Source organism: Flavobacterium plurextorum (genome assembly GCF_024638035.1).
GTDB classification, from domain to species: Bacteria; Bacteroidota; Bacteroidia; order Flavobacteriales; family Flavobacteriaceae; genus Flavobacterium; species Flavobacterium plurextorum.
Window position 1 is genome coordinate 17,601 of sequence record NZ_CP100442.1, and the last position, 12,356, is coordinate 29,956.

A 12,356-nucleotide genomic window follows, 5' to 3' on the forward strand; every position below is an offset into this window, starting at 1 on the left:
CATTTAAAAAGAATAATTTTCTGTAAAATTAAAAAATAAAATAATATTTTCTTATTTATTACCCTGTAAACCATAATTTATTCTCTATCTGTAGATTTGTAAAACAATTTCAATAAAAACAAAAAAATATAACAAAATGATAATAGGTGTTCCAAAAGAAATAAAAAACAACGAAAATCGTGTAGCATTAACTCCAGCAGGAGTTTCTGAAATGAAAAAACACGGACACGTTGTTTACGTTCAATCTACTGCAGGTTTAGGAAGCGGTTTTGCTGATGATGAATATACACAAGCCGGAGCGGTGGTTTTACCAACGATTGAAGAGGTATATGCTATTGCTGAAATGATTATTAAAGTAAAAGAACCAATTGCATCAGAATATCCATTAATCAAGAAAGATCAATTATTATTTACTTATTTCCATTTTGCTTCGTCAGAACCATTAACTCATGCTATGCTAGAAAAAGGTGCAGTATGTTTAGCTTACGAAACAGTTGAAAAAACAGACCGCAGTTTACCATTATTAGTACCAATGTCTGAAGTAGCAGGTCGTATGGCAATTCAACAAGGTGCAAAATATCTAGAAAAACCATTAAAAGGAAGAGGAATTCTTTTAGGAGGTGTTCCAGGTGTTCCGCCAGCTAAAGTATTAGTTTTAGGTGGAGGAATCGTAGGAACTCAAGCTGCAAAAATGGCTGCTGGATTAGGTGCTCAAGTAACAATTATGGACTTAAGTCTGCCTCGTTTACGTCAATTAGACGATATTATGCCTGCAAATGTAAATACAGAAATGTCTAACCATTATAATATTACAAGAGCAATTAAAGATGCAGACCTAATTGTTGGTGCGGTTCTAATTCCAGGAGCAAAAGCACCTCACTTAATTACTCGTGATATGCTTAAATTAATGCGCCCAGGAACTGTTGTTGTGGACGTTGCAGTTGATCAAGGCGGGTGTATTGAAACATGTACTCCAACTACTCACGAAAATCCAACTTTTATTATTGATGATATTGTTCATTACTGTGTAGCAAATATGCCAGGAGCAGTGCCTTATACATCTACTTTAGCTTTAACTAACGCTACTTTGCCTTATGCTGTACAATTAGCAAATAAAGGATGGGAAAAAGCTTGTGCAGAAAATGAAGAATTGAAAAAAGGTTTAAATATTGCAAACGGAAAAATCCTTTACAAAGGGGTTGCTGAAGCATGGAACCTTCCTTACAATGAAGAATTAGTATTGGCAAACGCATAGACCAATTTAAAAAAATACTTACTAAGCAATAAAGAAAAAAGGCTTTTCGTAATGAAAAGCCTTTTTTTAATCCTAAAAAAACCTTTTCTTTCAAAAACAGGTTTTTTTTATACTTTTTTATTAATTACTTTTTCTTTTCATCTAAAACTTCCTGTAAGACCTTTGCTTCAGTTCCGTTCGGAAAAGTAACCTTAATTTTTTGCGCAATTGTTGGTGCTATTTCGGTAATTGCTTTTTTATCGTAAGATTCTCCTTTTTTAATATGCCAGCCATAGAAAATAGCAGGTACATGAGTATCATAACTGTAAATCGTACCATGAGAAGTTCCTGTAGTAGAATATTCAATATCTCCAGGTTTGTCAACAATTACTAAATCTCCATTTTGAGTAACGTCATAACCTTTAGCTACAAAATTTAAAGAATAATCATTTCCTCCATTTGCTAAAATTTCCTCTTCAGTATAAACTTTTTTCACCTGAGGCTGCGAAATCAGAAACTCTTTAAAAGCTTGCTTAACTTTCGCTAATTCTAAACGTTTATCTTTTATGATTTGTCTATTAAAGAAAACATTAAAATTTGAATAATTTAAAATCAAATCAACTCCAAAAGTCTTTGTTGAGAAATCCTGTAAGCTTTTCTTAACTTGCTTAGAAGGATAATTATCTACATTATACTTACGATTTTTTAAATAAATAACATTTTCAGCACCAGCATGATCAGCCGTTAGAAAAAGTAAATAATTTCCTTTCCCAACTGTTTTATCCAAGTAAGCTAAAAAATCAGCAATAGTCTGATCCAATCTTAAATAAGTATCTTGAAGTTCCATTGATCTTGGTCCAAGTAAATGCCCAACATAATCAGTAGATGAAAAACTAACAGTTAAGAAATCAGTTATATTATCTTTTCCAAGTTCTTCTTTTTCAATTGCTCTTTTTGCAAACTCTGCTAAAAGATCATTTCCATAAGGAGTTGCACGAATAACACCAGCATCATTCTTCTCATACATTGATTTTAAATCATATGGAAAAACGGGAGCCGCACTTCCGTACAATTTCCCTTCATAAGGATTATTATCTGGAAGACTCTCATTATACACTGAAGCTGGCTTGTATAAATCCCAGCCTTTATTAATGTATTTTAAGTAGTTTTTTTCATTATTAAATTCAGAAACCCATTCTGGTAATTTCTCACCATAAAAAGTACTAGAAATAAAAGATCCTGTCTTACTATACCAAAATGCCCAATTAGCAAAATGTCCTGCAGGTAAAATTGCACCACGATCTTTAAGGCTCATCCCAATAACTTTTCCATTAAAATTGGTTGCCATTCTAACTTCATCAGTAATCGTAGTACTTTGAAGATTCTTAGGAGACATTGCTCCTTCATCTGCAGTTCCGTCACCAACAGTTTTCACGTCAGCGTCATCAGTACAATACATTTCTTTTCCAAGAGTTCTACTGAACCACTCGTTACCAACAATACCGTGTGTAGCAGGCGTTGTACCAGTATAAATTGAAGCATGCCCTGGAGCAGTATAAGTTGGCATGTAATTGTAATGCATATTCTGAAAAACATATCCATTATTCATTAATTTTTTAAAACCATTCGGGGAAAAATCATCAGAAAATCGATATAAATATTCCATTTTCATTTGATCAACTACTATACCTACAACTAATTTGGGACGTTGTTGTGCACTAAGATTTGTAATAACAAAAAGTGTCAACAGTAAAATACTTTTCTTCATGTTTAAATAAATAATTTAAAGACAAAAATACTCATTCAAATCCAAAAATTCTAAAGTATTAATACCTAAGACTAAACAAATAATCATAATTTAACAAAATTAAACTACACACTATCATTGAATAAAAGAAATACTTATTTAAAAACTCTGTTTTCTAGAATAAATAAAACATTATAAGAAGTAAATAAAGAACCTTACACTAAAACCAAAAAAATCCTCATCAAATAAATGATGAGGATTCTTAAAAGAAAGGCGACGACATACTCTCCCACATAACTGCAGTACCATCTGCGCAGGCGGGCTTAACTACTCTGTTCGGGATGGGAAGAGGTGAGCCCCGCCGCAATAACCACCTTAAGAAGTTATAATTGCTTTGGGCAACTTTTAATTGTTAATTATAAATTATTAATTATCAATTAAATAATATCTTAACATACTGAGATAAAGAAAAGTACTTTTATTTACTATTTTAGAAAGTTTCTTCCCCGCCGAAGCGGGGAAAAGGGTGTACATAAGCTTACGGATTATTAGTACTACTCGACTATGACATTACTGCCTTTACATCTATAGCCTATCAACGTGGTCATCTTCCACGATCCTTAAAAGAAATCTCATCTTGTGGTGGGTTTCGCGCTTATATGCTTTCAGCGCTTATCCCTTCCCAACGTAGCTACTCTGCGGTGCCCCTGGCGGGACAACAGATACACTAGAGGTTAGTCCAATTCGGTCCTCTCGTACTAGAATCAGATCCACTCAAATTTCTTGCGCCCACAGTAGATAGAGACCGAACTGTCTCACGACGTTCTGAACCCAGCTCGCGTGCCACTTTAATGGGCGAACAGCCCAACCCTTGGGACCTTCTCCAGCCCCAGGATGTGACGAGCCGACATCGAGGTGCCAAACCCCCCCGTCGATATGAGCTCTTGGGGGAGATCAGCCTGTTATCCCCGGCGTACCTTTTATCCTTTGAGCGATGGCCCTTCCATGCGGAACCACCGGATCACTATGCTCTACTTTCGTACCTGATCGACCTGTATGTCTCTCAGTCAAGCTCCCTTATGCCATTGCACTCTACGCACGGTTACCAAGCGTACTGAGGGAACCTTTAGAAGCCTCCGTTACTCTTTTGGAGGCGACCACCCCAGTCAAACTACCCACCAAGCAATGTCCCCCACAACGCGGGGTTAGGCCTCAGATAAACAAAGGGTTGTATTTCAACAATGACTCCACAACGCCTGGCGACGCCGCTTCATAGTCTCCAACCTATCCTACACATCATTTATCCAAGGTCAATACTAAGCTATAGTAAAGGTGCACAGGGTCTTTTCGTCCCACTGCGGGTAAACGGCATCTTCACCGTTACTACAATTTCACCGAGCTCATGGCTGAGACAGTGTCCAGATCGTTACACCATTCGTGCAGGTCGGAACTTACCCGACAAGGAATTTCGCTACCTTAGGACCGTTATAGTTACGGCCGCCGTTTACTGGGGCTTCAATTCAATGCTTCTCCGAAGATAACATCTCCTCTTAACCTTCCAGCACCGGGCAGGTGTCAGGCCCTATACTTCATCTTACGATTTTGCAGAGCCCTGTGTTTTTGATAAACAGTCGCCTGGACCTCTTCACTGCGGCCAGCATTGCTGCTGGCGACCTTTCTCCCGAAGTTACAGGTCTATTTTGCCTAATTCCTTAGCCATGAATCTCTCGAGCACCTTAGGATTCTCTCCTCAACTACCTGTGTCGGTTTACGGTACTGGTACTAATTACCTGAAGTTTAGAGGTTTTTCTTGGAAGCCCTTAGGCGCACTATCTCTTTGTCCGAAGACTCCGAGTACTATCGTATTTCACCATTCTCTACGGATTTGCCTATAGAGAATATAGCTAGGTACTTCAACGAACTATTCCGTCAGTTCGCGGCGCTTTCATCACTCCGTCACCCCATCACAGTAATTAGTAGTACGGGAATATTAACCCGTTAGCCATCGACTGTCCCTTTCGGGTTCGCCTTAGGACCAGACTAACCCACAGCTGATTAGCATAGCTGTGGAAACCTTAGTTTTTCGGTGTGCGGGTTTCTCGCCCGCATTATCGTTACTTATGCCTACATTTTCTTTTCTAACCAGTCCAGCATACCTTACGATACACCTTCAACCCTGTTAGAATGCTCCCCTACCACTTAGAGTAAACTCTAAATCCATAGCTTCGGTAATATGCTTATGCCCGATTATTATCCATGCTCGTCCGCTCGACTAGTGAGCTGTTACGCACTCTTTAAATGAATGGCTGCTTCCAAGCCAACATCCTAGCTGTCTGGGCAGACAAACCTCGTTCTTTCAACTTAGCATATATTTGGGGACCTTAGCTGATGGTCTGGGTTCTTTCCCTCTCGGACTTGGACCTTAGCACCCAAGCCCTCACTGTTAGTGAACATTATATAGCATTCGGAGTTTGTCAGGAATTGGTAGGCGGTGAAGCCCCCGCATCCAATCAGTAGCTCTACCTCTATATAACTTTATAACTAACGCTGCACCTAAATGCATTTCGGGGAGTACGAGCTATTTCCGAGTTTGATTGGCCTTTCACCCCTACCCACAGGTCATCCGAAGACTTTTCAACGTCAACCGGTTCGGTCCTCCACTGTGTGTTACCACAGCTTCAACCTGCCCATGGGTAGATCACACGGTTTCGCGTCTAACACTACTGACTAAAGCGCCCTATTCAGACTCGCTTTCGCTACGGATCCGTGACTTAATCACTTAACCTTGCCAGCAACGTTAACTCGTAGGCTCATTATGCAAAAGGCACGCCGTCACCCCACGAAAGGGCTCCGACCGCTTGTAAGCGTATGGTTTCAGGATCTATTTCACTCCGTTATTCACGGTTCTTTTCACCTTTCCCTCACGGTACTGGTTCACTATCGGTCTCTCAGGAGTATTTAGCCTTAGCGGATGGTCCCGCCAAATTCAGACAGGGTTTCACGTGCCCCGCCCTACTCAGGATACCACTATCTATTACATTTATTACCCATACGAGGCTATCACTCTCTATGGCCCGACTTTCCAGTCAGTTCTGGTTCTGCATGCATAAAATGTCGTGGTCCTACAACCCCAACATTGCCGTAACAACATTGGTTTGGGCTAATCCGCGTTCGCTCGCCACTACTTACGGAATCACTTTTGTTTTCTTCTCCTCCGCCTACTTAGATGTTTCAGTTCAGCGGGTTTGCCCACCTATCGGTGTACTATGTCTTCAACATAGTGGGTTGCCCCATTCAGGTATCTGCGGATCAATCGGTGTGTGCCCGTCCCCGCAGCTTTTCGCAGCTTATCACGCCTTTCATCGCCTCTGAGAGCCTAGGCATCCCCCATACGCCCTTATTTTGCTTATTGTACCAATCATAAAATTAATTATGACCGTTTTTTTTTGTCTTTTATTATTCGTATTACTACTATAACAAAAAACGCTTTCTACTTTTTATTATTTTCTTATCTCAATATGTCAATGAACTTTATTTCGTTTAATCGTTAAACCGTAAATTCGGTTAACCGCTTAAACAAATCAACGATTAAACGTTGAATTGTGGAGAATAACGGAGTCGAACCGTTGACCTCCTGCGTGCAAGGCAGGCGCTCTAGCCAGCTGAGCTAATCCCCCATTTTAATTAAAAATCAAAAATCGTGAATTAAAAATTATGAACTTTTTGATTCTTAATCTTTCAACTTCTAAAATTTCCTTGTAATTAAGTTAAAAGAGTAGTCCCGGGCAGACTCGAACTGCCGACCCCTACATTATCAGTGTAGTACTCTAACCAGCTGAGCTACGAGACTCTGTTTTACTTAATTTTCATTTTTTTTTAAATTAACAGCAAAAGTAATACAATCTCCAATTCAGAATCCTATAAATAATCATCTTGTTTCCTCAACGTGTGCAAGCACTAACATTTGAGGCTCTAGAAAGGAGGTGTTCCAGCCGCACCTTCCGGTACGGCTACCTTGTTACGACTTAGCCCTAGTTACCAGTTTTACCCTAGGCAGCTCCTTGCGGTCACCGACTTCAGGCACCCCCAGCTTCCATGGCTTGACGGGCGGTGTGTACAAGGCCCGGGAACGTATTCACCGGATCATGGCTGATATCCGATTACTAGCGATTCCAGCTTCACGGAGTCGAGTTGCAGACTCCGATCCGAACTGTGACCGGTTTTATAGATTCGCTCCTGGTCGCCCAGTGGCTGCTCTCTGTACCGGCCATTGTAGCACGTGTGTAGCCCAAGGCGTAAGGGCCGTGATGATTTGACGTCATCCCCACCTTCCTCACAGTTTGCACTGGCAGTCTTGTTAGAGTTCCCGACATGACTCGCTGGCAACTAACAACAGGGGTTGCGCTCGTTATAGGACTTAACCTGACACCTCACGGCACGAGCTGACGACAACCATGCAGCACCTTGTAAATTGTCTTGCGAAAGATCTGTTTCCAAACCGGTCAATCTACATTTAAGCCTTGGTAAGGTTCCTCGCGTATCATCGAATTAAACCACATGCTCCACCGCTTGTGCGGGCCCCCGTCAATTCCTTTGAGTTTCATTCTTGCGAACGTACTCCCCAGGTGGGATACTTATCACTTTCGCTTAGCCACTGAGATTGCTCCCAACAGCTAGTATCCATCGTTTACGGCGTGGACTACCAGGGTATCTAATCCTGTTCGCTCCCCACGCTTTCGTCCATCAGCGTCAATCAATTAGTAGTAACCTGCCTTCGCAATTGGTATTCCATGTAATCTCTAAGCATTTCACCGCTACACTACATATTCTAGTTACTTCCTAATAATTCAAGTTCAGCAGTATCAATGGCCGTTCCACCGTTGAGCGATGGGCTTTCACCACTGACTTACTAAACCGCCTACGGACCCTTTAAACCCAATGATTCCGGATAACGCTTGGATCCTCCGTATTACCGCGGCTGCTGGCACGGAGTTAGCCGATCCTTATTCTTACGATACCGTCAAGCTGCTTCACGAAGCAGTGTTTCTTCTCGTACAAAAGCAGTTTACAATCCATAGGACCGTCATCCTGCACGCGGCATGGCTGGATCAGGCTTGCGCCCATTGTCCAATATTCCTCACTGCTGCCTCCCGTAGGAGTCTGGTCCGTGTCTCAGTACCAGTGTGGGGGATCTCCCTCTCAGGACCCCTACCCATCGTTGCCTTGGTAAGCCGTTACCTTACCAACTAGCTAATGGGACGCATGCTCATCTTTTACCGTTGTGACTTTAATAGTACTACCATGCGGTAGAGCTATACTATGAGGTATTAATCCAAATTTCTCTGGGCTATCCCTCTGTAAAAGGTAGATTGCATACGCGTTACGCACCCGTGCGCCGGTCTCTATATCCGAAGACATATACCCCTCGACTTGCATGTGTTAAGCCTGCCGCTAGCGTTCATCCTGAGCCAGGATCAAACTCTTCATCGTATATTTTAATATTATATTGCGATGATGATCTATCGGTTCTTTTCGAATCTTACGATTCTATTACTCTTATTCTTTTGTTTTGAAATCTCTTTCAAAACGGCTGTCAATTCAATATGTCTACGAACGTGTATTTCTTTATTTTCTACGCCTTAATTTGTTTCTCAAAGCGGGTGCAAAACTAAAAATTTATTTTGTTTCCTGCAAGAAAAATTTAAAAAATTTTGAAACTTTTTTTTCGTCTCATTTTCTCATTTTCCTTACCAGTCTTTCAAATAACTTTCCGCATTTTGCGGGGTGCAAATGTAATATCCGTTTTCCATTCTCACAAGCTTTTCGCAATATTTTTTTGAAAATTTCTTCTCTGCTTATTTGCCTTGCTTGTCAGTATTTCGGTGAACGTTTATCGCTGTTGCGGGTGCAAAAGTACACAACAATTCCACTTAAACAAGCCTTTTTAGAAAGTTTTTTTATTCTTTTTTTACTTTATTTCTTAACTAACTGATAACGGATTCTTTACAAAGCAGCTTTTCACAATCTATTGTAAGGGTTTTCTCCATTACAGTGCCGTTTCTTTATTTTACACGCTTTTAAACCCCCTGCTTTTGCAGAGTTTTCAGCGTTTTTCTTATTCTATAGTGAAGAATCTAAGATTTACAATCTCTTTTTAAAGCTTATTGGCTCTTTAAAAGAACTTATTTCTTCTTTTCCTCCTCTTATTTCCTTTAATAGCTCATTCTCCAGCCCCGATAGAAGTGGAAATCCCTTTATTTGGGGGTTCAAAATAAAAGATTGAAACGAATAGCGGGAAAAAGCTGCCAAAAAATACAAAACCTAAATATCTTTTGACTGCTATCCCTTTTTTTACTCTTATATAGTATAGCAGCATTTTCAATTTACAAAACACAACACTAAACCTTACTTATATATAATAGCAATCTTATACATATATATATTGTATGTATTTTTGTAATCACTTATATTTGCATTCACAAAATTATAAACAATGATCAAGATTACTTTACCCGATGGGTCAATTAGAGAGTTCGCTCAAGGCGTAACTCCAATGGAGGTCGCTAAAAACATTAGCGAAGGTTTTGCACGAAATGTGATTTCTGCATCTTTTAATGGTACAACTATTGAAACCGAGACTCCATTAACGACGGATGGTAATCTTATATTATATACCTGGAATGATGCTGAGGGAAAAAAAGCTTTCTGGCATTCGACTTCACACGTAATGGCCCAAGCTCTTGAGGAATTGTATCCTGGAATTAAACTAACTCTTGGACCTGCAATTGCTAATGGATTTTATTATGATGTAGATTTTGAAGATCAAAAGATCTCTGAGGCTGATTTTAAAAAGATCGAAGATCGTGTTCTTGAAATTTCAAGAGGAAAACACGAATTTAAAATGCGACCTGTTAGTAAAGCTGACGCATTAGAAATGTACAAAGACAATGTTTACAAGACTGAATTAATCTCTAATCTTGAAGACGGAACTATTACTTTTTGCGATCATTCTACTTTTACTGATTTATGTCGTGGAGGCCACATTCCGAATACTGGAATTATCAAAGCCATGAAAGTGATGAGTGTTGCTGGTGCTTATTGGAGAGGTGACGAAAAAAACAAGCAATTAACTCGTGTTTACGGAACTTCTTTCCCTAAGCAAAAAGATTTAACAGAGTATCTTGAACTTCTTGAAGAAGCGAAACGTCGTGATCATCGTAAACTAGGAAAGGAATTAGAATTATTTGCTTTCTCACAAAAGGTTGGTCAAGGTTTACCTTTATGGTTACCAAAAGGCGCAGCACTAAGAGAACGTTTAGAGCAATTTTTAAAGAAAGCTCAAAAGAAAGCAGGTTACGAGCAAGTTGTAAGTCCGCATATTGGTCAAAAAGAACTTTATGTTACTTCTGGTCACTACGCTAAATACGGAGCTGATAGTTTTCAACCAATTCATACTCCAGCAGAAGGTGAAGAATTTTTATTAAAACCAATGAACTGCCCTCACCACTGCGAGATTTACAATGTTAGACCTTGGTCTTACAAAGACTTACCAAAGCGTTATGCTGAATTTGGTACAGTATATAGATATGAGCAATCTGGTGAATTACATGGTTTAACTCGCGTAAGAGGTTTTACTCAGGATGATGCACATATTTTCTGTACTCCGGAACAATTGGATGAAGAGTTCAAAAAAGTAATTGACTTAGTATTATATGTATTTGGTTCGTTAGGTTTTGAAAACTTTACAGCTCAGATTTCTTTAAGAGACCAAGAAAATAGAGAGAAGTACATTGGTACAGATGAAAACTGGGAAAAAGCAGAAAACGCTATCATCAATGCTGCTGCAGACAAAGGATTAAATACTGTTGTTGAATATGGTGAAGCTGCATTCTACGGACCTAAGCTTGACTTTATGGTTAAAGATGCCTTAGGAAGACAATGGCAACTAGGAACTATTCAGGTAGATTACAACCTGCCAGAACGTTTTGATTTAACATACAAAGGTGCTGATAATGAATTACATCGCCCAGTTATGATTCACCGAGCTCCTTTTGGATCTATGGAACGTTTTATAGCAATTTTACTAGAGCACACTGCAGGAAATTTCCCGCTTTGGCTTATGCCAGAACAGGCTATTATCTTGTCTTTGAGCGAGAAATACGAAAATTATGCTAAAAAAGTTTTAGATTTGCTAGAAAATCACGAAATTCGCGCCCTAATTGACAACCGAAATGAAACTATCGGTAAGAAAATTAGAGATGCAGAAATGCAAAAAATCCCGTTTATGCTGATTGTGGGCGAGGAAGAGGAGAAAAACGGTACAATTTCTATACGTCGCCATGGACAAGAAGGAAAAGGTAATATTACAGTTTCTATTGAAGAATTTGCTTCTATAGTAGACGAAGAAATAAAAAAGACACTAAAAGTATTTACAGTTTAACTTAAATTATAAAGTCATAGCAATAAAAAGTAACAGAGGTTTTCAACCTCGAGTAGAAAAAAAAGATGCACACAGAATAAACAATAATATTCGTGGTGTACAAGAAGTAAGGTTAGTAGGCGAAAACATCGAACCAGGTGTATTTAAGCTTGCAGAAGCTTTACGTCTAGCAGATCAGTTCGAATTGGATTTGGTTGAAATTTCGCCAAATGCTGAGCCGCCGGTTTGTAAAATCATGGATTACAAGAAATTTGTTTACGAACAAAAGAAACGTGATAAAGCATTAAAAGCTAAGTCTTCACAAGTTGTTGTAAAGGAAATTCGTTTTGGTCCTCAAACAGATGAGCATGATTATGAATTTAAAAGAAAGAATGCTGAGAAGTTCTTAAAAGAAGGTTCTAAGTTAAAAGCATTCGTTTTCTTTAAAGGGCGTTCAATCATCTATAAAGATCAAGGACAAATTTTATTATTACGTTTGGCTACGGATCTAGAAGAACATGGTAAAGTTGAAGCTATGCCAGTTCTTGAAGGAAAGAGAATGATTATGTTCATTGCTCCTAAGAAAAAGAAATAAGTCTTAAAGTCGAAAGCCTTAAAGTCGAAAGTCTTAAACTGACTTTTGACTTTTGACTTTTGAACTTTCTGACTCAAGATATAAGTAAGTAAGAATAAATTAAAACACTAGGAAAAATGCCTAAAATGAAAACTAAATCTAGCGCTAAGAAACGTTTTAAAGTTACTGGTTCTGGAAAGATTAAAAGAAAGCATGCTTTTAAAAGTCACATCTTGACTAAAAAATCTAAAAAACGTAAATTAGCTTTGACACACTCAGCGCTAGTTCACTCAACAGATATGAAAAGCATCAAACAACAATTAAGAATTATCTAATAATTCTTTAGGTTAAAAAATTATTTATATAACCTTGGAGTATGGCT

5 protein-coding genes, 2 tRNA genes and 3 rRNA genes are annotated in these 12,356 nt (G+C 39.0%); 4 read left to right on the top strand and 6 right to left on the bottom strand.

Going from position 1 to position 12,356, the window contains the following annotated elements:
* Positions 1-136: 136 nt before the first annotated feature.
* Positions 137-1,255: an alanine dehydrogenase gene (gene ald, locus NLG42_RS00090; protein ID WP_257682678.1), complete on the top strand. Its 1,119-nt coding sequence runs from the start codon at positions 137-139 to the stop codon at positions 1,253-1,255.
* A 124-nt stretch (positions 1,256-1,379) separates the two neighbouring features.
* On the opposite strand, the gene pafA is transcribed toward ald, so the two are convergent.
* From pafA to NLG42_RS00120, 6 genes are all read right to left on the bottom strand, one after another.
* A complete protein-coding gene (pafA, locus tag NLG42_RS00095; protein WP_257682679.1) occupies positions 1,380-3,002 on the bottom strand; it encodes an alkaline phosphatase PafA in 1,623 nt (540 codons plus the stop codon).
* A 247-nt stretch (positions 3,003-3,249) separates the two neighbouring features.
* A 5S ribosomal RNA gene (gene rrf / locus NLG42_RS00100) occupies positions 3,250-3,359 on the bottom strand.
* 150 nt (positions 3,360-3,509) lie between these two features.
* Positions 3,510-6,393, bottom strand: a 23S ribosomal RNA gene (locus NLG42_RS00105).
* 191 nt (positions 6,394-6,584) lie between these two features.
* A tRNA-Ala gene (locus NLG42_RS00110) sits at positions 6,585-6,658 on the bottom strand.
* 99 nt (positions 6,659-6,757) lie between these two features.
* A tRNA-Ile gene (locus tag NLG42_RS00115) sits at positions 6,758-6,831 on the bottom strand.
* A gap of 126 nt (positions 6,832-6,957) precedes the next feature.
* Positions 6,958-8,471, bottom strand: a 16S ribosomal RNA gene (locus tag NLG42_RS00120).
* The 16S, 23S and 5S rRNA genes sit together here with 2 tRNA genes alongside, the layout of an rRNA operon.
* A 1,003-nt stretch (positions 8,472-9,474) precedes the next feature.
* Between NLG42_RS00120 and thrS the strand changes: the two genes are divergently transcribed.
* From thrS to rpmI, 3 genes are all read left to right on the top strand, one after another.
* A complete protein-coding gene (thrS, locus tag NLG42_RS00125; protein ID WP_089057239.1) occupies positions 9,475-11,421 on the top strand; it encodes a threonine--tRNA ligase in 1,947 nt (648 codons plus the stop codon).
* A 22-nt stretch (positions 11,422-11,443) separates the two neighbouring features.
* Positions 11,444-11,995, top strand: a complete 552-nt coding sequence (gene infC, locus NLG42_RS00130) for a translation initiation factor IF-3 (protein WP_089054229.1) — start codon at positions 11,444-11,446, stop codon at positions 11,993-11,995.
* Between the two features lie 116 nt (positions 11,996-12,111).
* Positions 12,112-12,309: a 50S ribosomal protein L35 gene (rpmI, locus tag NLG42_RS00135; protein WP_007810722.1), complete on the top strand. Its 198-nt coding sequence runs from the start codon at positions 12,112-12,114 to the stop codon at positions 12,307-12,309.
* Positions 12,310-12,356: the final 47 nt, after the last annotated feature.

Bases quoted from the DNA above. Each gene is read 5' to 3' on its own strand.
- ald (WP_257682678.1), top strand. From the start codon at position 137: ATGATAATAGGTGTTCCAAAAGAAATAAAAAACAACGAAAATCGTGTA.
- pafA (WP_257682679.1), bottom strand. From the start codon at position 3,002: ATGAAGAAAAGTATTTTACTGTTGACACTTTTTGTTATTACAAATCTT.
- thrS (WP_089057239.1), top strand. From the start codon at position 9,475: ATGATCAAGATTACTTTACCCGATGGGTCAATTAGAGAGTTCGCTCAA.
- rpmI (WP_007810722.1), top strand. From the start codon at position 12,112: ATGCCTAAAATGAAAACTAAATCTAGCGCTAAGAAACGTTTTAAAGTT.